The sequence below is a fragment of the Stenotrophomonas sp. PAMC25021 genome, from assembly GCF_004795795.1.
Lineage (GTDB): Bacteria > Pseudomonadota > Gammaproteobacteria > Xanthomonadales > Xanthomonadaceae > Stenotrophomonas > Stenotrophomonas muris.
This window is the reverse complement of the sequence record NZ_CP039255.1, coordinates 2,576,175-2,597,070: the sequence shown is the minus strand read 5'-3', so window position 1 is coordinate 2,597,070 and position 20,896 is coordinate 2,576,175. Positions and strand designations below refer to the sequence as shown.

19 protein-coding genes are annotated in these 20,896 nt (G+C 68.1%); 10 read left to right on the top strand and 9 right to left on the bottom strand.

Annotated elements, in window-relative coordinates; genetic code table 11:
- Window positions 1-74: 74 nt before the first annotated feature.
- From E5790_RS12210 to E5790_RS12200, 3 genes are all read right to left on the bottom strand, one after another.
- Window positions 75-686, bottom strand: a complete 612-nt coding sequence (locus E5790_RS12210) for a DUF6445 family protein (protein ID WP_032958237.1) — start codon at window positions 684-686, stop codon at window positions 75-77.
- A gap of 133 nt (window positions 687-819) precedes the next feature.
- Window positions 820-2,469, bottom strand: a complete 1,650-nt coding sequence (gene groL / locus E5790_RS12205) for a chaperonin GroEL (protein WP_005411226.1) — start codon at window positions 2,467-2,469, stop codon at window positions 820-822.
- Window positions 2,470-2,550: 81 nt separating this feature from the next.
- A complete protein-coding gene (locus E5790_RS12200; RefSeq protein WP_005411227.1) occupies window positions 2,551-2,838 on the bottom strand; it encodes a co-chaperone GroES in 288 nt (95 codons plus the stop codon).
- A 311-nt stretch (window positions 2,839-3,149) separates the two neighbouring features.
- Here E5790_RS12200 and E5790_RS12195 point away from each other — a divergent pair, with 311 nt between their 5' ends.
- The 5 genes from E5790_RS12195 to E5790_RS12175 all read left to right on the top strand — a co-directional run bounded on the left by E5790_RS12195 (window position 3,150) and on the right by E5790_RS12175 (window position 11,438).
- Window positions 3,150-4,940 (top strand): endonuclease, encoded by a 1,791-nt coding sequence (locus tag E5790_RS12195; protein WP_014648594.1) that lies wholly within the window; start codon window positions 3,150-3,152, stop codon window positions 4,938-4,940.
- Window positions 4,941-5,008: 68 nt separating this feature from the next.
- Window positions 5,009-5,347, top strand: coding sequence for a divalent-cation tolerance protein CutA (gene cutA / locus E5790_RS12190; protein ID WP_014648595.1), 339 nt, complete (start codon window positions 5,009-5,011; stop codon window positions 5,345-5,347).
- The gene (locus tag E5790_RS12185; RefSeq protein WP_014648596.1) at window positions 5,344-7,725 is read left to right on the top strand and encodes a protein-disulfide reductase DsbD; all 2,382 of its coding nucleotides are present in this window, start codon (window positions 5,344-5,346) and stop codon (window positions 7,723-7,725) included. Before cutA ends, E5790_RS12185 begins: the two co-directional genes overlap by 4 nt.
- Window positions 7,722-8,285 carry a TlpA disulfide reductase family protein gene (locus E5790_RS12180; RefSeq protein ID WP_111205589.1) on the top strand — a complete coding sequence of 188 codons (564 nt, stop codon included), beginning with the start codon at window positions 7,722-7,724 and terminating at the stop codon, window positions 8,283-8,285. Before E5790_RS12185 ends, E5790_RS12180 begins: the two co-directional genes overlap by 4 nt.
- A gap of 630 nt (window positions 8,286-8,915) precedes the next feature.
- Window positions 8,916-11,438 (top strand): sulfite reductase flavoprotein subunit alpha, encoded by a 2,523-nt coding sequence (locus E5790_RS12175; RefSeq protein ID WP_136191756.1) that lies wholly within the window; start codon window positions 8,916-8,918, stop codon window positions 11,436-11,438.
- A 92-nt stretch (window positions 11,439-11,530) separates the two neighbouring features.
- Here E5790_RS12175 and E5790_RS12170 read toward each other — a convergent pair whose 3' ends face one another.
- Complete coding sequence (locus tag E5790_RS12170; protein ID WP_111205591.1) at window positions 11,531-14,068, bottom strand: methyl-accepting chemotaxis protein; 2,538 nt, start codon at window positions 14,066-14,068, stop codon at window positions 11,531-11,533.
- Window positions 14,069-14,271: 203 nt separating this feature from the next.
- Between E5790_RS12170 and E5790_RS12165 the strand changes: the two genes are divergently transcribed.
- Window positions 14,272-15,111: an arylamine N-acetyltransferase gene (locus E5790_RS12165; protein ID WP_111205592.1), complete on the top strand. Its 840-nt coding sequence runs from the start codon at window positions 14,272-14,274 to the stop codon at window positions 15,109-15,111.
- 65 nt (window positions 15,112-15,176) lie between these two features.
- Here the strand turns inward: E5790_RS12165 and E5790_RS12160 are convergent, their stop codons facing one another.
- A complete protein-coding gene (locus E5790_RS12160) occupies window positions 15,177-15,548 on the bottom strand; it encodes a VOC family protein (protein ID WP_014648601.1) in 372 nt (123 codons plus the stop codon).
- Window positions 15,549-15,630: 82 nt separating this feature from the next.
- Between E5790_RS12160 and E5790_RS12155 the strand changes: the two genes are divergently transcribed.
- Complete coding sequence (locus tag E5790_RS12155) at window positions 15,631-16,347, top strand: transporter substrate-binding domain-containing protein (RefSeq protein ID WP_014648602.1); 717 nt, start codon at window positions 15,631-15,633, stop codon at window positions 16,345-16,347.
- 34 nt (window positions 16,348-16,381) lie between these two features.
- Here E5790_RS12155 and E5790_RS12150 read toward each other — a convergent pair whose 3' ends face one another.
- Complete coding sequence (locus tag E5790_RS12150) at window positions 16,382-17,281, bottom strand: LysR substrate-binding domain-containing protein (protein ID WP_032959086.1); 900 nt, start codon at window positions 17,279-17,281, stop codon at window positions 16,382-16,384.
- Between the two features lie 98 nt (window positions 17,282-17,379).
- Here E5790_RS12150 and E5790_RS21920 point away from each other — a divergent pair, with 98 nt between their 5' ends.
- Window positions 17,380-17,523: a hypothetical protein gene (locus E5790_RS21920; RefSeq protein ID WP_167692587.1), complete on the top strand. Its 144-nt coding sequence runs from the start codon at window positions 17,380-17,382 to the stop codon at window positions 17,521-17,523.
- A 7-nt stretch (window positions 17,524-17,530) separates the two neighbouring features.
- Here E5790_RS21920 and E5790_RS12145 read toward each other — a convergent pair whose 3' ends face one another.
- Complete coding sequence (locus E5790_RS12145) at window positions 17,531-18,097, bottom strand: GIY-YIG nuclease family protein (RefSeq protein WP_014648604.1); 567 nt, start codon at window positions 18,095-18,097, stop codon at window positions 17,531-17,533.
- A gap of 132 nt (window positions 18,098-18,229) precedes the next feature.
- Between E5790_RS12145 and E5790_RS12140 the strand changes: the two genes are divergently transcribed.
- Window positions 18,230-19,024 carry a D-alanyl-D-alanine carboxypeptidase family protein gene (locus E5790_RS12140; RefSeq protein ID WP_111205616.1) on the top strand — a complete coding sequence of 265 codons (795 nt, stop codon included), beginning with the start codon at window positions 18,230-18,232 and terminating at the stop codon, window positions 19,022-19,024.
- A gap of 5 nt (window positions 19,025-19,029) precedes the next feature.
- Here the strand turns inward: E5790_RS12140 and E5790_RS12135 are convergent, their stop codons facing one another.
- Both E5790_RS12135 and E5790_RS12130 read right to left on the bottom strand, forming a co-directional pair.
- The gene (locus E5790_RS12135) at window positions 19,030-19,623 is read right to left on the bottom strand and encodes a TetR/AcrR family transcriptional regulator (RefSeq protein ID WP_111205593.1); all 594 of its coding nucleotides are present in this window, start codon (window positions 19,621-19,623) and stop codon (window positions 19,030-19,032) included.
- Window positions 19,624-19,639: 16 nt separating this feature from the next.
- On the bottom strand, window positions 19,640-20,236 hold the full coding sequence (locus tag E5790_RS12130; protein ID WP_111205594.1) for an NAD(P)H-dependent oxidoreductase: 597 nt from the start codon (window positions 20,234-20,236) through the stop codon (window positions 19,640-19,642).
- A gap of 126 nt (window positions 20,237-20,362) precedes the next feature.
- Here E5790_RS12130 and E5790_RS12125 point away from each other — a divergent pair, with 126 nt between their 5' ends.
- Window positions 20,363-20,896 (top strand): hypothetical protein, encoded by a 534-nt coding sequence (locus E5790_RS12125; protein WP_111205595.1) that lies wholly within the window; start codon window positions 20,363-20,365, stop codon window positions 20,894-20,896.

Below are 20,896 nucleotides of genomic sequence, written 5' to 3'. Positions count from 1 at the left end.
CTGGGCGGGGAGTGCGGATGGGAGCAACCATGCATGGCGTGTGGATCCACCTCACGCGTGGATGCCTGATCCGCTCAGCGCGCCTGCTCGAAGAACATCAGGTACACCAGCCGGCCATTCTCCGGGCGGTCGCCGAACGCTGGCCCGGCGGTATGCCAGAACCAGGGCCGCAGCAGCACCAGCCGGTTGAAACGCATCGGGATGCGCATGGTCATTTCCCACTGGCTGTCGTCGTTGCTGTCGCGCTCGATGATGTCACGATGCATGTCGCCGCCGTTGGCATAGCCCAATGCGGCCAGCTCCGCTGCATCCAGGGCCATGCGCTCGGTGCCGGTACGGCGGTGGCGGAAGAACTCGGTGCCGCCCTCGCAGTGCTCCGGTGCACTCAGGTAGAGGATGCCCGACCAGTGCGAGTGATCGGCGTGCACCTTGGCGCGGCCGGTGTCACCGGCCAGGGTAAGGCGGAACTTGCCGTGCGACTGCAGTGGGTTGACCGGCCGCAGCGGTTCGTTGACCAGCCGCGAGACCGCGCCGGACAGCCCATCCAGTTCCAGCCGCTGCTGCGAATTGCGGCCGGGGAATGCACCCTCCTGCACCGGATAGGTCAGGCCCAGCGCCGCCTGGCGCAGCCCCTGCGCATCGGCAGGAGAAAGGAAGTCGTCGACGACGATGAAGGAGGTAGGCATGGCCACCGAGCGTAGCGATGCGCTGCTGCGGCGGCAACCGGGCAACGAAAAACCCCGCCTTGCGGCGGGGTTCTTCCTTGCATCGGGAGGGCGTGCCGACCAGGGTCGGCAACGACCGCCGGGGGACGTGGACTTAGAAGTCCATGCCGCCCATGCCACCCATGCCGCCCATGCCACCGGCGCCACCCATGGCCGGCTCGTCCTTCTTCGGAGCTTCGGCAACCATGGCTTCGGTGGTGATCATCAGGCCAGCGATCGAGGCGGCGTTCTGCAGCGCCGAACGGGTCACCTTGGTCGGGTCCAGGATGCCGAACTGCAGCATGTCGCCGAACTCGCCGGTGGCGGCGTTGTAACCGAAGCTGCCGGTGCCTTCCTTGACCTTGTTGATGATGACCGACGGCTCGTCACCGGCGTTGGCCACGATCTCGCGCAGCGGGGCTTCCATCGCGCGCAGGGCGATCTGGATGCCGTGGTTCTGGTCTTCGTTGGCGCCCTTCAGGCCGGCCAGCGCGGTGATCGCGCGGACCAGGGCAACGCCGCCGCCCGGAACCACGCCTTCTTCAACGGCCGCACGGGTCGCGTGCAGGGCGTCGTCGACGCGATCCTTCTTTTCCTTCATTTCGATTTCGGTCGAGGCGCCGACCTTGATCACGGCAACACCGCCGGCCAGCTTGGCCACGCGTTCCTGCAGCTTCTCGCGGTCGTAATCCGAGGAGGTGTCCTGGATCTGGGTCTTGATCTGCGCCACGCGTGCATCAACGTTGGCCTTGTCGCCGACGCCGTCAATGATGGTGGTGTTCTCCTTGGAGACCTGCACCTTCTTGGCGCGGCCCAGGTCCTTTATGGTGGCCTTCTCCAGCGACAGGCCGACTTCTTCGGAGATCACGGTGCCGCCGGTCAGCACGGCCATGTCTTCCAGCATCGCCTTGCGACGGTCGCCGAAGCCCGGGGCCTTGACGGCCACGACCTTGACGATGCCACGGATGGTGTTGACCACCAGGGTGGCCAGCGCTTCGCCTTCGACTTCCTCGGCCACGATCAGCAGCGGCTTGCCGGCCTTGGCGACGCCTTCCAGCACCGGCAGCAGGTCACGGACGTTGGAGATCTTCTTGTCGTGCAGCAGGATGAACGGGTCATCCAGGTCAGCGGTCTGCGACTGCTGGTTGTTGATGAAGTACGGCGACAGGTAGCCGCGGTCGAACTGCATGCCCTTGACCACGTCCAGCTCGTTGTCCAGGCCCGAGCCTTCTTCAACGGTGATGACGCCTTCCTTGCCGACTTCCTTCATCGCGTCAGCGATGATCTGGCCGATCGACTCGTCCGAGTTGGCCGAGATGGTACCGACCTGGGCGATCGCCTTGTCGTCGGCGGTCGGCTTGGAGATGTTCTTCAGCTCGGCGACGGCGGCCGAGACGGCCTTGTCGATACCGCGCTTGAGGTCCATCGGGTTCATGCCGGCGGCAACGGCCTTGGCGCCTTCGCGGATCAGGGCCTGGGCCAGCACGGTGGCGGTGGTGGTGCCGTCGCCGGCATCGTCGTTGGTGCGCGAAGCAACTTCCTTCACCATCTGCGCGCCCATGTTCTCGAACTTGTCAGCCAGTTCGATCTCCTTGGCGACGGAGACGCCGTCCTTGGTGATGGTCGGCGCGCCGAAGCTCTTTTCCAGCACGACGTTGCGGCCCTTCGGGCCCAGGGTGGCCTTGACGGCATTGGCGAGAACGTTGACGCCGCGCACCATGCGCGAACGGGCGTCTTCACCGAAACGAATATCCTTGGCAGCCATTGCATTTACCTCATTGGTAGCGCCGGACGATGCCCGGCGGCTGGGAGTTTGGGATCAGGTTGAAACAGGTCGCGCCGGGGCTCAGCCGATGACGGCGAGCACGTCGTCTTCGCGCAGGACCTTGTATTCGACGCCTTCGCTCTTGTACGAGCTGCCGGCGTACTGGCCGTAGATGACCTTGTCGCCGACCTTCAGCGACGGCGCGCGCACGTTGCCGTTGTCCAGCGGCTTGCCGGGGCCGACGGCCACGACCTCACCCTTGGTGGACTTTTCCTTGGCCGAGTCGGGGATGACGATGCCACCGGCGGAGATTTCGTCGGCTTCGATCGGCTTGACCACAACGCGGTCGTGCAGCGGCTTGATGCTCATAGGAGACCTCTTAAGTGATTGATTGGTCTAAAAAAGTCCGGCGATGTTAGCACTCACCCCAAGCGAGTGCCAGAACCGCACGTGAAGAAACCCGACAACGTCGGGAGCAGGGCAGAGATGGAGCCCCGCCGCCCCCTTTCAAGGGCGGAATGAAAAAATTTTTCCGCCCGCGCGCCTCGGCCAAGGCGTCGGTCTTGGACAATTTCGGTGACAAGCGTCGCACTGTCAGATATCTGACGTTCATTTACGACAAAGTGTCACTGGATCGGCCTTAGGCTCGGTCAGGCATTCCCAATCACAAGGAGTAGTCGATGCGATTGCTGTCCCCGCTTGCCGCCGCCTGCCTGCTGGCACTGGCCGCCGCGCCGGCCCAGGCCGAGGTTTTCATCAACGAACTGCACTACGACGACAGCACCGCCGCCGGTGACGTCGGCGAAGCCATCGAAGTGGTCGCCACCGCCGGCGAGGACCTGTCCGGCTACCGCCTCTACCTCTACAACGGCAGCAATCCTTCGGCGGCCGCGGTCTACGCCAACAACCCGGTCCCGGCCGGCACCGCCGCCGGCTGCGGCAGCGCGACCATCGCCGTGGTCAACTACCCGACCAACGGCATCCAGAACGGCCCCAACGACGGCATCGCCCTGGTCGATGCCAGCGGCAAGGTGGTCCAGTTCCTCAGCTACGAGGGCGCCATCACCGCCTCCGGTGGCCCTGCCGCCGGCATGACCAGCCAGAACATCCCGGTGGCCGAGACCAACAGCACGGCCGCGGGCACCTCGCTGCAGCTGACCGGCAGCGGCAGCCAGTACACCCACTTCACCTGGGCCGAGTCGGCCAGGCAGACCTTCGGCAGCTGCAACAACGGCCAGACCTTCAGTGGCGGCGGAACCCCGGGCCCGAACACACCGCCGTCGGTCTCCACCACCACCCCGGCGCAGGGCAGCAGCACCTTCCCGGCCGCCGCCGACCTGGAAGTGGTGTTCAGCGAGACGGTGAACCTGGCCAGTGGCGCCTTCGCCCTGAGCTGCGGCACCTCCGGCAGCGTGCCGTTGACCTTCCCGGCCAGCGGCCGCAGCGTGAAGCTGTCCACCAACACTGCGCTGGTGGCCGGTGAGGCCTGCCGCTTCGACATCCGCGCCGCGCGCATCACCGACCTGCAGGGCGCGCACCCGGCCGCCGACAGCCGCATCGCCTTCACCGTGGCCAGCACCGGCGGCAATCCGGACCCGGGCAACCCGGGCGTGCCGGCCGGCTACTACTCCAAGGTCAACACCAGCAGCCCCAGCCAGCTGCGCTGCTCGCTGCATGCCACCATCAAGGGCCACACCGCCTACCCTTACAGCGGCTCGGGCACCAGTACCTGGACCATTCTGGAAATCGCCGACGAGGATCCGAACAATTCCGGCAGGATCCTCGACGCATATCGCAACCACAGCTACGCCAAGGTGACCGATCGTGCCGGCAGTGGCAGTGGCCTGAAATACAACCGCGAACACACCTGGCCGAACTCGCTGGGCTTTGCCACCACCACCGGTGACAAGGGCCTGCCGTACGCGCCGTATACCGACACCCACATGCTGTACCTGACCGACGCGCAGTGGAACGCCGACCGTGGCAACAAGCCGTTCGGCAAGTGCGACGCCAACTGCGGCGAGCGCGCCACCGAGGCCAACAACGGCCAGGGCGGCGGCAGCGGCGGCTATCCGGGCAACTCCAACTGGGTGCGCACGCCGGACGGCAACACCGGCACCTTCGAGGTGTGGGGCAAGCGCAAGGGCGACATGGCGCGTGCGGTGATGTACATGGCGATCCGTTACGAGGGCGGCAAGGATGCGGCCACCGGCCAGTCCGAGCCGGACCTGGAGCTGACCGACGACCGCAGCAAAATCGTCAAGACCAGCAGTTCGCCGGCCTACATGGGCCTGCTGTCCACGCTGATCGACTGGCACCTGTCCGATCCGCCGGATGATGCCGAGCGTGCGCGCAATGACGTGATCTACAGCTTCCAGGGCAACCGCAACCCGTTCATCGACCACCCCGAGTGGGCAACCCCGGCCCTGTTCACCTCGGCCAAGCCGGCCACCTGCCAGCTGGCCAACTGACCGCGCAACGCAGCGGTCCACTGCCGCCGCCGGGCCCTGACCCGGCGGCGGCCCTATACTCGGCGGTCATGTCGACCGTCGATCCCGTCCTGCTGCTGTTGACCACCTGCCCGGACCGGGCCAGTGCCGAGCGCATCGCGCACGCGCTGGTCGGCGAGCGCCTGGCGGCATGCGTGACCCGCCTCGATGGCGCGCAGTCGACCTACCGCTGGCAGGGGGAGGTGACCACCGACGCCGAACTGCAGCTGCTGGTGAAAACCACCGCGAGCCGCGTCGATGACGCAATTGCCCGGATCGTCGCACTGCATCCGTATGAACTCCCGGAGTGCATCGCGGTCGAAACCCGGGCCGGCCTGCCGGCGTATCTGGACTGGATCCGGGCACAGACCCGGGAGGACACTGATTGAAGACTCTGTTTGCGCGCGGCGCCGCCTTGTGCGCCCTGTTGTGGCTCTCGCTGCCGGCCTTCGCGCTGGATGAGAAGGACCTGCTGCCGGTGGACCAGGCGTTCGCGCTGACCGCCAGTGCCCCCGAACGGGGCCAGGTGCAACTGCAGTTCAAGATCGCACCGGGCTATTACCTATATCGCCACCGCACCAGCGTCAAGGCCGACCCGGCCTTCAATGCCGGCGCGCTGCAGATGCCCAAGGGCGACAAGCACCACGACGATTTCTTCGGCGAAGTCGAGACCTATCGCGAGCGCCTGCAGGCCACCCTGCCCGGCACGCCGTCCGAGGCTGCCGGCACCATCAGCCTGGAAGTGCGTTACCAGGGCTGCGCCGATGCCGGTGTCTGCTACCCGCCGCAGAAGCGCGTGGTGCAGGTCACCCTGCCGGGCGCCGGTGCGGCGGCGGCGGTGCCTGCCGCGCGTGCCGGTGCGGCCAGCCCGTTCAACAACCCGCTGGCCGGTGCCGGCAACAGCGGTGGCCTGCGCCTGCCGGGCGCGGCCAACAACAGCCAGGCCCTGCCGCTGCCGTCGGAACAGGCGTTCGGCTTCGATGCCATCGCCAGTGACGGCAACACCCTGCTGCTGCGCTTCAGCCCAGCGCCCGGCTATTACCTGTATCGCGACCGCACCTCGCTGAAGCTGGAAGGCAGCGCCGGCGTGCTGGCCGGCAAGCCGCGCTGGCCAGCCGCGCAATCGCATCGCGACGAGCACTTCGGCGATGTCTCGGTCTACTTCAACCAGGTGGAAGTGCCGTTGCCGCTGCGCCGCACTGTCACTGATGCCGTCGACAGCACCCTGGTGGTGACCTTCCAGGGCTGCCAGACCGATGGCATCTGCTACCCGCCGATGACCCGCCGGGTGAAGCTGTCGATTCCCGCTGGCAAGCTGTCCGCCAGCATTGACCAGGCGCCAGCGCGCAACGAGGTGATCAGCCCGCTGCCCGCCGCCGGCGTGCCACGTGAATCCGCCAACGGCGCACCGTTGCGCCTGCTGCCGACCGTCCCCAACGACGGCATTGCCACTCCCGCCGCCAGCGGCAGTGAGGGTGCGCGCAATGAGTTCGCCGCCGACGCGCGCGATGGCAACGCACTGCGCACGCGCCCACCGGCGACAACCCCGAACCCGGACCGTTCGTTCGTGTGGGTGCTGCTGCTGGCGCTGGCCGGTGGCCTGGTGCTGAACCTGATGCCCTGCGTGCTGCCGATCCTGTCGCTGAAGGTGCTGAGCCTGGCGCAGAGTGGCGAAAGCCCTGAGCGGGCACGCAGCCATGCCCTCTGGTACACGCTGGGCGTGCTGGTCGCGTTCGCGGTGATCGGCGCGCTGATGGTGGGCCTGCGCGCGATCGGCAACGCCGTCGGCATCGGCTTCCAGCTGCAGCACCCGGGCGTGGTGGCGGCGCTGGCCTACATCATGTTCGCGGTGGGCCTGAGCCTGTCCGGCGTGTTTACCCTCGGCGGTGGCATCGGCAACCTCGGCCAGTCGCTGGCCAGCCGCAGCGGGCCGGCCGGCGATTTCTTCACCGGTGCGTTGGCCTGCCTGGTGGGCAGCGCCTGCGTCGGCCCGTTCATGGGCGGGGCGATCGCCTACGCGTTCATTGCCCCGCCGCTGAAGGCGATGACCGTATTCCTGTTCCTCGGCCTGGGCCTTGCGCTGCCGTTCCTGCTGATCGGCTTCGTGCCGGCGCTGGCACGCCGCCTGCCCAAGCCCGGCCCGTGGATGGAAACGCTCAAGCACGTGCTGGCCTTCCCGATGTATGCCACCGCGCTGTGGCTGCTGTGGGTGCTGGGCAAACAGCGCGGCGTGGACGGCATGGCACTGGTGCTGGGTGGCCTGCTGCTGTTCGCCTTCGGCCTGTGGCTGTTCGAGCGCAATCGCTGGACCGGCTCGCGTGCGGTGACCCTGCTCGGCGTGCTGCTGGCGATCGGCGCGCTGGTTCCTGCCTGGGGCGTGACCCAGCTGGCACCACCGGCGCGGGCCGCACAGGCCGCCAGCGAGAACGTGGTCGAGTATTCGCCGCAGTTGCTGGACCGCCTGCGTGCGGACAACCGCGTGGTGTTCGTCAACATGACTGCCGACTGGTGCGTGAGCTGCAAGGCCAATGAACGTGCCGTGCTGTCGCGGCCGGAGTTCAAGGAACTGCTCAAGCGCACCAACGCGGTGTACATGCGCGGTGACTACACCAACGTCGACCCGCAGATCACCACGTTCCTTGAAGAGCACAAGGCCGTGGGCGTGCCGCTGTACGTGGTGTACGGCCCGGGTGCGCCGCCGACCGTGCTGCCGACCCTGTTGACCCAGGCGGTGGTCGAGGAAGCGCTGCTGCGCACCGCACGATGAAGTGGCAACGGCCAGCGCTGCTGTGGACAGCGGTGCTGGCCGCCGGCCTCGGCCTGTGGGCCGGGCATCGATTGGCACCGGGACCGGTGGCGCTTGAGGCCGTGCCGGCGGCACCTGCTGTGGCGGCTGCGGCACCTGCCCTGCAGGTCGGCGACAGCCTGCCCGCGCTGTCGCTGCCCGATCTTGAAGGCCGGCCGCTGGACCTGCGCCAGCACGCTGGCGGTCGCCCGCTGTTGATCAATGTCTGGGCCAGCTGGTGCGCGCCCTGCGTGGAAGAAATGCCCGAACTGGCGCGTTTCGCACATATCCAGGGCGAGCACGGTGTGCAGGTGCTGGGACTGGCGCTGGATACGCCGGAAGACGTGCGCGGTTTCCTGCAGCGGGTACCGGTGGATTATCCGATCGTGATCGAAACCCCGGGGCCGCTTGATGCCAGCGTGCAGCTGGGCAATACACAGGGCCTGCTGCCCTACAGCGTGCTGTTCGATGCACAGGGGCGGCGGGTGAAGGCAAAGCTGGGACCGTTCGCCCACGGCGAGATCGACAGCTGGGTGAAGTGAGGGTGTTTTTGCAGGGCTTGCAGCCCTGCACCCTGCTCAATGCAACGGCAACAGCCAAAGCGGGCTTTCCGTGGGATGGCGGGGCGCTGTGGCTGTGCAGGACACGCCGTAAACCCGTCCGTGGGGGCTCGATGGCGCCATCCATGGCGCCAACGGTCCTGCACAGCCACACCGCCCCACCTTCGACAGATTCCGGCGGCTGTTGGTAGGTGTCGACCTTGGTCGACACATCTATCGATATTCAGAACGGAATCAGACCCCGTGCCGACCAACGGTCGGCACCCACCAAAGCAGAACCTCGTTCCGACAGATCGCAGGAACTGTCGAAGGCGGGGTGGGTCCGGTTGAGGGGGTGTCCGCGGCATGGATGCCGCGGCCAAGGCTACAGGGACGTACTTGCGCCGTCCCCCGCAACCGGACCCGCCCCGCTTCCTCACAGGAAACCCGCTGTTGCTTCGGCTGTTGCTTCTGAGGTTGCCGGCCAGGCCGGCACTACCGCGGGTGCCGGGCGCAGCCCGGCCGGCAACCCCTGCTTGACCGCAGGCAGGGCGCCACGGAGAATTCCGCGACTAATTCTCATTTGCTGTTGCGCAGGATGCGGGCGGCAGCCTTCCTGGCCCTCCTCCTTCGATGTTCAAGAACGTCCTGTTCCAACTTCATTGGCTGCTGGGCATTACCGCCGGTGCCGTCCTGGCCCTGATGGGCCTCAGCGGCGCCATGCTGTCCTTCGAGGACGAGCTGCTGCGCGCGGCCAATCCTGGCTTCGCTGAGATCGCCGAGCACCATGCGGACGGCCAGCATCCCCTTGCACTCAGCGAACTGGTGCCGTTGCTGCAGGCTGGCAGCGAGCGCCCCCTGCAACGCCTGCGCGTGGATGCGACCGGACAGCGGCCGTCGGTCGCGCGCTTTGCCGGCGGCAAGGAACACTGGGTGTACTTCGATCCGTACAGCGGCGAGCGCTTCAGCGCCCTGCGCGGGCAGGCATTCTTCGACGTCGTCGAGGACCTGCATCGCCACCTCGCTGCCGGTGAGCGCGGCAAGTGGATCACCGGCAGCTGTGCAATCGCGCTGCTGTTCTTCACCCTGTCCGGTCTCTACCTGCGCTGGCCACGACGCTGGTGGCACTGGCGCAGCTGGCTGGCGGTGGAGTGGACGCGCAGCGGCCGAGGCTTCCTGTGGAGCCTGCACTCGGTGGTCGGCACCTGGGTGCTGCTGATCTACCTGATGAGTGCGCTGACCGGCCTGTGGTGGTCGTTCGACTGGTACCGCAACGCGGCCAACACGCTGCTCGGTGTGGCGCCGGCGGCAAAGCACACGGTTGCCGCCGACGCGGCACTGGACGTCCATCGCATCGAGACCACGCTGTACGCGCTACCCGGCGTGCGCACCGGCTTCATCGACCTGCGCCTGCCGGAGAAGCCGGGGCAGGCGCTGAACGTGCGGGTGATGGCCGGTGATCCGTCGCAGCGCGGCGGCCACCACGACCGTGCGCATGACCTGCTGCAGCTCGATCCGGCCAGCGGCGCGGTTCTCGATGCCCGCCCGTACGCACGCCAGGGCGCGGGCGGACAGCTGGCCACCAGCGTGTTCGCGCTGCATTCGGGCAGCTACTTCGGTGTGCCCGGGCGCGTGGTGGTGATGCTCAGCAGCCTGGGCATGAGCCTGTTCTTCATCACCGGCTGGATGCTGTACCTGGACCGCCGCCGCAGCCAGCGTGCAGCGCGAGGGCTGCGCCGCGCGCTACCGGCCACGACCACCGATGGCCGTGGTCCGCCGTGGCTGGTGGTGCATGCCAGCCAGAGCGGACTGGGCGAACAACTGGCGTGGCGTGCGGCCGCGCAGCTGCAGGCGTCCGGTCATGCGGTGCAGGTGCAGTCGCTGGCCCGCGTCGATGCCGCGACGCTGCAGGCCACGTCCCAGGCGCTGCTCGTGCTGAGCACGTTCGGCGACGGCGAGCCACCGGATGCCACGCGCCGCGCGGCGCGGCTGCTGCTCGCACAACGCCTGGACCTGTCGCGCCTGCAGTTCGGCCTGCTCGCGCTGGGCGACCGCCAGTACCCGCATTACTGCGGCTTCGGCCGCCAGTTCGATGGCTGGCTGATCGGCAACGGCGCGCGCCCGCTGTTCGAGCGCATCGATGTCGATGCCGCTTCGGTGCCGGCATTGCGCCAATGGCAGCAGCAGCTGGGTACGCTCACCGGCATCGTCACCGATGACAGCGTGCTGCCTGCGGCTACGCAGATGCATGAGTGGCGCCTGCTCGGCCGCGACCACCTCAACCCGGGCAGCGTCGGCGGAGCCATCTGGCGTATCCGTCTTGCCGCACCGGCCGACGTGCAGTGGCAGGCGGGTGACATCCTGCACATCGCACCCCGCCACAACGCGCGGCATGCCGGTGCCGTGCTGAAGGGACACGGTCTGGATCCGCTGCAGCCCCTGCTGGTCGATGGCCATCCGCGCACGCTGCTGGCGCTGGCCGGTGAACGCGAGCTGCCCGAGGCCGATGCCGCGCTGGCGGTGCAGGATGCCTGCCTGTGGCTGGCCGGGCTGCCGCTGCTGCCCAGCCGCGAGTATTCGATCGCCTCCTGCACGGATGATGGCGTGGTGGAGCTGGTGGTGCGGCTGGTGCATGACGCCTCCGGTCGCGCCGGGTTGGGCTCGGGCTGGCTGTCGTTGCATGCACCGATCGGTGCCGGCATCGTCGCCCGCGTGCATCGCAACCCCGGTTTCCATCGCGTCAGCGGCGCGCCGATGGTGCTGATCGGCAACGGCACCGGCATCGCCGGGCTGCGCAGCCTGTTGCGCGAAGCTGCCCACGCAGGCGAGCGCGGGCACTGGCTGCTGTTCGGTGAACGCCAGCGCGCACACGACTTCCTGTTCGCCGACGAGATCGAAGCCTGGCAGGCCAATGGCCATCTCACGCGGGTGGACCTGGCGTTCTCGCGCGATGGCGAGGGTGGTTACGTGCAGGATCGCCTGCGTGCGGCCGTCGATGCGCTGCGCGACTGGATGCACCGTGGTGCGGTGGTCCATGTCTGTGGGTCGTTGCAGGGCATGGCCGAAGGCGTGGACCAGGTGCTGCGAACCGCGCTGGGTGATGAAGCGGTGGAAACGCTGCTGGAAAACGGGCGCTACCGCCGCGACGTGTATTGATTCCTGCCGCCGAACGCTGGTGTGAGCCGAGCATGGGCTCGGCTCTACAGTGTTCGTGCAGCCGATGTAGCGCCGAGCCCACGCTCGGCTGACTAGGCCGCCGCGCGCGCCTGCGGCATCGACTGCAAGCGGAACGCGCCCACGGCTTCTGCCAAGGCACGCACCTGCGCCTGCATCTGCGCCGTGGAGGCACCGGCCTCTTCCACCAGGCTGGCGTTGCGCTGGGTGCTGGCTTCCATCTGCACGATGGTCTGGTTCACCTGTGCGATGCCCGCATGCTGGTCCTGCGACGCACTGCGGATACCTGCCAGCAGCTCGGCCAGCTGCTGCACGCTGCCGACGATCTCGCCCATCGTGGTGCCGGCCTGCGCGGCCTGCTGGTTGCCCTGGCCGACACGCGCCACCGAATCCTCGATCAGCCCCTTGATCTGCTTGGCCGCCTCGGCACTGCGCTGCGCCAGCAGGCGCACTTCGGCGGCCACCACGGCGAAGCTGCGGCCCTGCTCGCCGGCACGCGCCGCTTCCACCGCCGCATTGAGGGCAAGGATGTTGGTCTGGAAGGCGATGCCGTCGATCAACTGGGTGATGTCGCCGATCCGTCGCGAGGCTTCGCTGATGCCATGCATGGTCGCGACCACCTGGCCGACCGCCTCGCCACCCCGCTGGGCCACCGCCGCCGCGCCCTGCACCAGTGCATCGGCGCGGCCTGCAGCATCGGCGTTGCGGCCGACGGTATCGGTCAGCTCCTGCATCGACGCCGCGGTCTCTTCCAGGTTGGCGGCCTGCTGCTCGGTGCGCCGCGACAGATCGTGATGGCCGGCGACGATCTCGCCAACGCCGGTATCCAGGCTGGAGGTGGCCTGCTGGATGCGGGTGACGATGCGGCCCAGCTGCGCGACGGTGGCATTGGCATCGTCGCGCATGCGCGCGAACACGCCCTGCAGGTCCCCCTCCATGCGCACGCTGAGGTCGCCGCAGGCCAGCGCAGCCAGCAGTGCCTGCAGGTCACCAAGGTTGGTTTCAAAGGTGGCCAGCAGGCGATTGATGCTGGTCGACAAGGTGCGCACGAAGCCCTGCTTGCCCTCCAGCACGATACGGCCATGCAGGTCGCCGCGTGCTGCAGCATCGACCAGGGCAGCGACCTCGGTTTCCAGCAGCGTCTCCAGCGCACGACTGCGCCATTCCACCGCTACGCCGAGGAACTGCCCTTCGTCGATGATGGGGTTGGCAATCAGCTGGTAGCGCACGCCGGCATGGCCGATCTCGCGCTCCTCGCGCTGGCGCGCGCCGGCCAGGCTGGTCAGCGCCGGATGCAGGCGCACGGCATCGCTGCCCACCAGATCTTCGGCCTCGCGCTCGAGTTGCTGCAGCAGTGCCGGATTGACGTAGGCCACCCGGCCCTCGGCATCGATCACCATCAGCCCGGTCTGCGCACTGTCCAATGCCTGCCGCACACGGGTGTTGCCGCGCGCCACGGCACGCTCGGTCTCGATGCGCGCGCGCAGGCGCTGCTGCATGTCGACCAGGCGCTGCGCCAGCTGGCCGATTTCATCGTTGGCGTTGTAGACGCGCAGGGTGGTGTCGAGTCGGTCGTCGGCGATGTCGCTGGCGAAACGCAGGGTGTCCTGGATCGGCTGGCGCACCGCACGCAGCACCAGCACCAGGCTGGTGATCAACACACCGGCGACCAGCAGCAGGGTCACCGCGAACAGCACGCTCATGGTGCGTGCGCCGGCCTGCTGGCGCGCCTGTGCCTTGGCCAGCGCCGCCACCTGGGCCTGCTGGAAGACGGCCAGCGCCGGCGCCACGCCGGCGGCGGTATCCAGCAGCGATTGCGCCTCTACATCCAGGCCCACGCGGGCGGCGGTATAGCCCAGCAATGCGGCCTGATAGGCCTCCATGCCGTTACGAAGGGCATCCTGCGCATCGGTCGGCAGGCCCACCAGTGCGAGATCGAACGGCAGCTTTTCTTCGCTCGCACGGTCGGCATGGGTGGAGTCGCCATCGAGCAGCAGCAGTGCCTCCTGGCGGCGCATCTTCTGCAGGGACAACGCCAACGAAGGCCGCTGCAACGCATCCACCTGCGCCTGCAGGGCGTCGGCGGCCTGCTGCAATTGCGCGGCGAGGCCGGCATCGCCACGACCCATCTCATCGACGCGTTCGAACAGGGCGGCCACACCCTGCGAGAACGCGCCGGCGGCTTCGGTCAGTGCCCGCAGCGCCTCGCGCCGGCCGGGATCCATCGGCATCGCGCGCAGCGCCTGAAGATCGGCCTGGAGCGCCTTCTGCGTCGCCAGCAGCTGCGCGCGGTCGGCATCGTCGAAACTACGTGCATACTGGGTCTGCAGACGACGCGCCTCGGCCACCCGCGTGGCCACGCTCGCGGCCAGATCGCTGCCGTGCTGGTAGCTGGCCTGGCTGCGCGCCGCCTGCGTGCTGGCATGGCCGGTCCAGGCGTAGACGGCGGCGATCGCGATCAGGCCCAGCCCACAGACCCACAGGGTCGCCTTGAGCTTGCTGGCCACACTGAGCCGATGCGGCTGCAGCCACAGCAGCAGGCCGGGGGACGCCGAGCGCAGTGCGGCAAGCCGCATGCGCAGGGACCGGAGGTGGGGGACGACGGCCGACATGACAGGCTCCAGGCGGAAGGACGCACCTGTATCGGCGGGAAATGGCGCAACTTTAGGGCGCTCCTGGTTCACTCCCACCGATTGCTGGCGGACGCGGCCTTTGTACCCGGCACAGGCGACGGGGGGATGACACCCGCGCAATGCTTGACCTCAACCCCGGTTGGGAGAGCACAGTAGATCTCCCTCCCCCGCCCGGCGCGCGCATGACGACGCTCGATGTCCCCCGCTACCTGCAACGCCTGCAGCTGGATGCACCGCCACCGCTGACGCTGGCGGGCCTGACCCTGCTGCAGCAGCGCCACAACGCACTGCTGCCGTTCGAAACCCTCAGCTGCCTGCTGCGCGATGCAGTACCGATCGACCTGGACAGCGTGCAGCGCAAGCTGCTCGACGACCGTCGTGGCGGCTACTGCTTCGAACTCAACGGCGGCCTGCTGGCACTGCTGCAGGCGCTGGGCTTCGATGCACAGCCGTTGAGCGCGCGCGTGCTGCTGGCCGCCCAGGACGGCGAACTGACCGCACGCACCCACCTGCTGCTGCGTGTGCAGGTGGACGGCGATGACTGGCTGGTGGATGCCGGTTTCGGCAGCCTGACCCCGACCGTACCGCTGCGGCTGCATGATCCGCAGCCGCAGGCCACGCCCCACGAGCGCTTCCTGTTGCAGCGCCTGCCCGGCGAGGGGGATTTCGTGCTGTCCGCCGAGTCCGGCGATGGCTGGCGGGCGATGTATCGCTTCGACCTGCACGCGCCGGCACCGATCGACAACGTCGTAGGCAACTGGTACGTGTGCACCCATCCCGATTCCAGTTTCCCCGGCCAGCTGCGCGCATCCCTGACCGGGCCGGACTGGCGACGCACCATCGGCAGTGGCAACTACACCGAGTACCCTCCCGGCCAGGCACCGGACAAGCGTCCGCTGCGCGATGTGGGCGACGTGCGCGAGGTGTTGCAGCAGCGCTTCGGCATGCAGCTGCCGGACGACCCACGGCTGGACCCGGCGATCAACGACTGGCTGCAGCGCTCACGCTCGGCCACGGTGTAGAGCCGGGCCGATGCTCGGATGAGCGTTGGCGGCTGGGTCAACAGCAGCCGAGCATGGGCTCGGCCCTACAGAACCACGCGCGCCTGCAGCGCAATGCGATTGCCTTCGCTGTCGGCGATCTCGGCCACGCGCCAGTCACCGGCATCGGCCGGGCCGAAGCGCAGCTCGGCCCCGGCCTGCAGCGCACGCTCGAGGCTGGCATCCAGGTCATCAACCCCGATGTAGATGCGCGCACCGTGGACGGAGGGCAGATAGTCGGCCCCCCGCACCAGCGCCATGCTGGCACCGGTGGCCTCATCGGCAAACGGCAGGTAGGCCATCCTGCAGTCGTGCAGCAGGATCGGTTCGTCCACCGCCACCTGCAGCCAGTGCTGGTAGAACGTGATGGCCCGGCCCAGGTCAGTGACCGGTATCTCGACGTGCAGGATGGGGTTCATGTCCGCAGGATAACCGGATGCTGACACTGCCTTGCAGGTCCGTACTGGCATGCTGGACCGCCCTTTCCCCGCGGAGTCCTGCATGTCCCTGGCCGATCATCGTGGTGCGCTGGCACCGCTGGGCTTCCTGCGCGTGGCCATCAACCTGGGCAATCCAGTACTGGCGCAGGGGGACGCGCGCTCACCGCGCGGGCCGTCACTGGAACTGGCCACGGCATTGGCGCAGCGCATGGGCGTGCAGGCACGCTTCACCTGCCACGACGCCGCGGCCGCGGTGGTCGCTGCAGCCAGCAAGGATGCCTGGGACCTGGCCTTCCTGGCCATCGATCCGGCGCGCGCCGACCGCATCGCCTTCAGCGCCCCCTATGTGGAGATCGAAGGCACCTACCTGGTGCGCGAGGACAGCCCTGCGCAGCAGGTGGCCGACCTGGACCGCGATGGCCTGCGCATCGCGGTCGGTCGTGGCGCCGCCTACGACCTGTTCCTCAGCCGCGAACTGCGCCACGCCATGATCGAGCGGGCCGAGACGTCGGCCGCTGCCATCACCCTGTTCGATCTGCAGCGCCTGGATGCCGCCGCCGGCGTGCGCCAGCCGCTGGCCGCCTGGGCGCAGGCGCATCCCGGCCACCGCGTGCTGGCCGACCGTTTCACCGTGATCCAGCAGGCGGTCGCGGCGCCGGCCTCGCGCCCGGCCGATGCATTGCAGGCGCTGTTCGAGGAAGTGGAGGCGATCAAGGCAGGCTCGTTGCTGGGCGAAGCCTTCGCCCGTGCCGGGCAGGCGGTTACGTTGGTACGGTGACTGCCGGACACACGCAGTCGGGCATGGCTCGACGCTATAAATGCGCGTCTGCCATGTGCCGGACGTGCTCGGCCGCCTGAGCGTGCAGCCAGTCGCGGAAGGCCAGGAAGCCGCGATGGCGGGCCGAGCGCTGCGGGTAGACCAGCCAATGCGGCCAGGCGGTTTTCAGTCGCAGGCTGGACAGCGCCACCAGTTGGCCGGAATCCAGCAGCAGGCGCGCCCGCGTCACCCGTCCCAGCGCTACGCCCACCCCGTCCAGCGCCGCACGGTGATGCGCCTCCGAATCATCCAGCACCGCCACGAAGCGCGGCGGCGGGTTCTGCCCACTCAGCGCGAACCAGGCGCCCCACGCGCCATCGGGATCCCCCAGCAGCGGCCACTGGTTCAGCGGCACGCGGTCGATCCCTCCCATGCGTTCGATCAGCGCCGGGCTGGCCATCGGCAGCAGCCACTCGTCGAACAGCGGCTCCACCACCAGGCCCGGCCACTGCCCGCTGCCCAGCCGCAGCGCGGCGTCGAACTGGCGCTGTCGCTCGAAGTCAATCAGGCGTTCACTCGACTGCAGGTTGATCTCGATCTGTGGATGCTCGGCAACGAAGTGCCCCAAGCGCGGCACCAGCCACGCCGACGCCATCGACGGTACCGCGCTGATCGTCAGCACGTGCTCGGCGCGTGCGGCATAGGGCTGGAAGGCCTCGTTGATCGCATCCAGATGCGGGCCGACCTGGTCGAGCAGGCGCTGCCCTTCCAGGGTGAGGGTGACGCCGCGTGGCTGGCGGACCAGCAGTGGCTGCCCCAGCCGCTCTTCCAGCTGGCGCATCTGATGGCTGAGCGCACTGACGGTCAGGCTCATCGACGCCGCTGCGCGTGACAGGTTGCCCAGCCGCGCGGCGGCCACGAAGCCCTGCAGGGCGTGAAGGGGCGGACGGGACATCAGGCTTGAATTCCTCTCAAGGCATGCTTGCGGAAATGTCGCTTTTTCCGCGTCCATGCTGCCCGTATCGTGCAATCCACTCAAGTGGAGGGACGCTCATGAACATCTACGGCAGCCTGTTGTTCCTGCAGGGCCACGTGGCCAACGCCGAACTGGCCCGGCAGCTGGCCCGCCCGTCCACCGGCTCCCCCACGGGTGCGCCGCAACCGGCCGCGCCGGTTCAGAAACCGCGTGGCCGTTGAACACGGCTCAACCTGCATACCAACGCTGGACGTGTTCAGGCAGCCATGGCATTGGGTCGATATCCAGCACCCGGCAACCGTCGAGGGTGTCACGCAGCACGCGCTCGCCGGGGCCACCGGGCATGCGCAGGCCATCCTCTTCCGGAAGCTGCACCGCCGCCCAGTCGTGCAGCCGGTCCATGCGCAGGCGCTGGGCGGCCTGCAGCCAAGCCTTGAGCTGGAAACAGCGATAGCCCTGTGCGCCCAACGCATCAACCGCGAGCGACAACGCCTGGTTGGCACCACGCACCCATTCGGTGCGACCTCCGGCCTTGTCCTGGACCGTCATCGGCGCCGGCGCGCGGTGCGCCTTGAACGGCGAACGCAGCTGCAGCTCCAGATCACGCGCATCGCGCTCGCTCTCCGCTTCCACCAGCGTACCGGCATCAAGGTCGAAGAACTCGAACCAGCGCCGGTGCAATGCGCTGATGCGCCCGAGCGGATCGCGTGAAAAGCCGATCTTCGCGTAGTCCTCCCACGCACAGGGGAAGACGTAGGCGAAGACACGACCGTCGATGCGGATATGCGACTGCATGTGCGCAGGCTGCCTCCACTGCAGCCCGGGCGCAACCGGGCGTTGCGGTGGGCGCCGCAGGGCTTTGGCAGTACGGCTTCATGCAGCCGCTTCGGACTATCCTTGCTGGCTGTCGCTGTCATCACCGCCACCATGCCTGCTCCTGCGCCTGCCCACCTGCCGGTCTCGTCCATCACCCTGGACGCGGCAACCTTCGCGGTGGTCCACCAGCACAACGCGCACATCGCGCGGCAACCGGCCTCGCTGACCAAGCTGATGACCGCCTACGCCGCTTACGGATGCGTCGAAGAGAACGGTGGCACGTGGGACCAGGCGGTCACCATCGCCGCCGAGGATGTGCATGCCGTAGCCGATGATGAAACACGCATGGGCCTGGTGCCCGGCGAAACGGTCACGCTGGCGCGCCTGCTGGAAGGGTTGATGATCGTCTCCGGCAATGATGCGGCGCTGGCCATCGCACGCCATCTGGACGGATCACAACCTGCGTTCCTGGGCCGCATGAACTGGCACGCGCGCCAGCTTGGCCTGCGCAGCACGCGGTTCGCCAGCGTGTCCGGCATCACCACCCCGCACCATGCCTCCAGCGCGCGCGACATGGCGGTACTCGCCGCCTGCCTGCTGAATGACCATCCGCAGATCCTGGCAATCACCGCGCAGCGCACGTTCGCGCATGGCCGCTTCAGCCGCAGCAACCAGAACGCCCTGCTTGGCGAAGACGGCGTGGATGGATTGAAGACCGGCTACACCCAGGCCGCAGGCTTCTGCCTGGCCGCCACTGCCTGCCGGGCTGTGCCCGGGCGGAACCTGCCGGTACGCCTGATCACCGTGGTGCTGGGCGCTGAAAGCCGCGACGCACGCGATGCCCTTGTGCGCGAGCGGCTGGCCGCCGGGTTTGCGGCGCTGGACGACACCACCGCCGACGCCTGAGCGGATCAGCGTCGCTTGACCGTCGCCACGATCAAGCGCTGCAGCTCGGCCTCGGCGCCGGCCTTGTCCAGCGCGCCTGCCGCCACGGCTTCGGACAGGGCTTCGGCCGCACCGAGAATCGCCCAGCGTCCGGCCAGGGGGACCGTGCCATCGGCCGCAAACGGGCCCAGCCAGGTGTCGCAGTTGTCGATGAAGTCCTGCTGGTAGCGCCGACGCACTTCATGGAGTTCCGGCGCGCCCACCAGCGCAGCGAGGATGCCCTGCACTTCACTGCCCTGGCTGAGGACGCAGTCGATGTAGCCGGAGGCGATGGCCGCTGCACGATCGGCCAGCTGCGCCCTGGCACGGCCGATACGCTCGTGGAAGACCACCGTCTGCCGCCCGTCATAGTCATCGTAGAGCGCGGCCAGCAGCCCGTTGCGGGTCACGAAGTGATCATAGGCCACCGGTTTGGTCACACCGGCCGCCTCGGCCAGCCGCCCCAGCGTCAATGCGTCGGTGCCTTCGTCGCCGACCAGCGCCCAGGCCACGTCCAGCAACTGGCGGGCGCGTTGCTCGCGGGTCAATCGGCGGCGCGTGGGAGCGGCGTTGGCAGGCATCGGTGGAGCACGGCGGTCAGCGCATCGGAGCACCGATTTTACGGCCGATCGTCAGCGCGGTCTGCAGATGCGCTTCGGCTGCACCGGAATCGGCGTCCAGCAGCAGGTCGGACGACAGCACGCGCGCGCCGCAGTAGTCGAAGATGCCCATGTCGATCTGGGTCTTCATCGCCGCACCGTAGCCGCGCCGTTCGATCATATCCGCGCCAGCCCCGCCGATGCCGACCAGATGCACGCCCAACCGCTGCAGCTTTTTCTGCACCTTGCCATCGGCGCCGTCCTGGTAGGCCCAGCCCTGGGTGAACACACGATCGATCCAGCCCTTCAGCAGCGCGGGGAAGGACCACCAGTACAGGGGATAGACCAGTACCAGCGTGTCGGCAGCCTGCAGCCGCGCCTGCTCGGCGGCGACGTCAGCCGGAGTTGCGCCGGTGCCGCGGAACAGCGCCTGGTCCTGCATGTTGAAGCGCGGATCGAAGCCTTCAGCCATCAGATCGGCGTGGGTCACGCTGTTGGCGGCATCCGACGCGGTGATGGCTTCGCCGATGCGCCTGGCGATGGCATGGGTCAACGCGCCGGGTTCAGGGTGGGCGGTAACGATGAGGGTGTGCATGGGGCATGTCCGGAGTTCACTAACTACCAATAGTAAGTAGTGTCACCCAGGATACCAGCGCCATGCGTGGGACGCTGTTTCCGCATCCACCGTATAGTGCGGCGGTTCCCACTGAGCTGCCCGACGATGCACCGGTATCTGCTTGCCCTTCTGCTGGCCCTGCCGATGGCAATGGACGTTACGCCCGCGCTGGCCGGTGAACTCAGTCCGGAAGACTCGGCCGCATTGCGCAAGGAGGTGCAGGCGATGATGGGCGGCTTCGCCCGTGGCGATACCGAGCTGATCATCGCGCGTACCCATCCCAGCCTGAAGCAGCTGGCCGGTGGCGACGAGGCCTATGCGCGGGCGACCCGCGACACCGTGAAGGCGCTGCGCAAGGCCGGCGTCACCATCATCAGCGACGAGGCAGGCGTGCCGGGCCGCACCTATGCGGCCGGTGACGAGGAAGTCTGCTTCGTACCGCGCCAGTCACTGCTGCGCGTGCGCGAAGCGCCGATGCGCAGCACGTCATTCATGGTTGCTGTGCGACGCGTCGGTACAACGCAATGGCGCTATCTGGACGGCGCGGCGATGCTGGACAACCCGGCACTGCTGCGGCAACTGCTGCCGGCGCTGGAGCCGGGCGTGACGCTGCCCAGGGGCGGGATGGAAGCGCTGTAG

Bases quoted from the DNA above. Each gene is read 5' to 3' on its own strand.
- E5790_RS12180 (WP_111205589.1), top strand. From the start codon at position 7,722: ATGAAGTGGCAACGGCCAGCGCTGCTGTGGACAGCGGTGCTGGCCGCC.
- E5790_RS12165 (WP_111205592.1), top strand. From the start codon at position 14,272: ATGACGACGCTCGATGTCCCCCGCTACCTGCAACGCCTGCAGCTGGAT.
- E5790_RS12130 (WP_111205594.1), bottom strand. From the start codon at position 20,236: ATGCACACCCTCATCGTTACCGCCCACCCTGAACCCGGCGCGTTGACC.
- E5790_RS12155 (WP_014648602.1), top strand. From the start codon at position 15,631: ATGTCCCTGGCCGATCATCGTGGTGCGCTGGCACCGCTGGGCTTCCTG.
- E5790_RS12125 (WP_111205595.1), top strand. From the start codon at position 20,363: ATGCACCGGTATCTGCTTGCCCTTCTGCTGGCCCTGCCGATGGCAATG.
- groL (WP_005411226.1), bottom strand. From the start codon at position 2,469: ATGGCTGCCAAGGATATTCGTTTCGGTGAAGACGCCCGTTCGCGCATG.
- E5790_RS12160 (WP_014648601.1), bottom strand. From the start codon at position 15,548: ATGAACCCCATCCTGCACGTCGAGATACCGGTCACTGACCTGGGCCGG.
- E5790_RS12210 (WP_032958237.1), bottom strand. From the start codon at position 686: ATGCCTACCTCCTTCATCGTCGTCGACGACTTCCTTTCTCCTGCCGAT.
- E5790_RS12170 (WP_111205591.1), bottom strand. From the start codon at position 14,068: ATGTCGGCCGTCGTCCCCCACCTCCGGTCCCTGCGCATGCGGCTTGCC.
- E5790_RS12140 (WP_111205616.1), top strand. From the start codon at position 18,230: ATGCCTGCTCCTGCGCCTGCCCACCTGCCGGTCTCGTCCATCACCCTG.
- E5790_RS12175 (WP_136191756.1), top strand. From the start codon at position 8,916: ATGTTCAAGAACGTCCTGTTCCAACTTCATTGGCTGCTGGGCATTACC.
- cutA (WP_014648595.1), top strand. From the start codon at position 5,009: ATGTCGACCGTCGATCCCGTCCTGCTGCTGTTGACCACCTGCCCGGAC.
- E5790_RS12145 (WP_014648604.1), bottom strand. From the start codon at position 18,097: ATGCAGTCGCATATCCGCATCGACGGTCGTGTCTTCGCCTACGTCTTC.
- E5790_RS12135 (WP_111205593.1), bottom strand. From the start codon at position 19,623: ATGCCTGCCAACGCCGCTCCCACGCGCCGCCGATTGACCCGCGAGCAA.
- E5790_RS12200 (WP_005411227.1), bottom strand. From the start codon at position 2,838: ATGAGCATCAAGCCGCTGCACGACCGCGTTGTGGTCAAGCCGATCGAA.
- E5790_RS12150 (WP_032959086.1), bottom strand. From the start codon at position 17,281: ATGTCCCGTCCGCCCCTTCACGCCCTGCAGGGCTTCGTGGCCGCCGCG.
- E5790_RS21920 (WP_167692587.1), top strand. From the start codon at position 17,380: ATGAACATCTACGGCAGCCTGTTGTTCCTGCAGGGCCACGTGGCCAAC.
- E5790_RS12195 (WP_014648594.1), top strand. From the start codon at position 3,150: ATGCGATTGCTGTCCCCGCTTGCCGCCGCCTGCCTGCTGGCACTGGCC.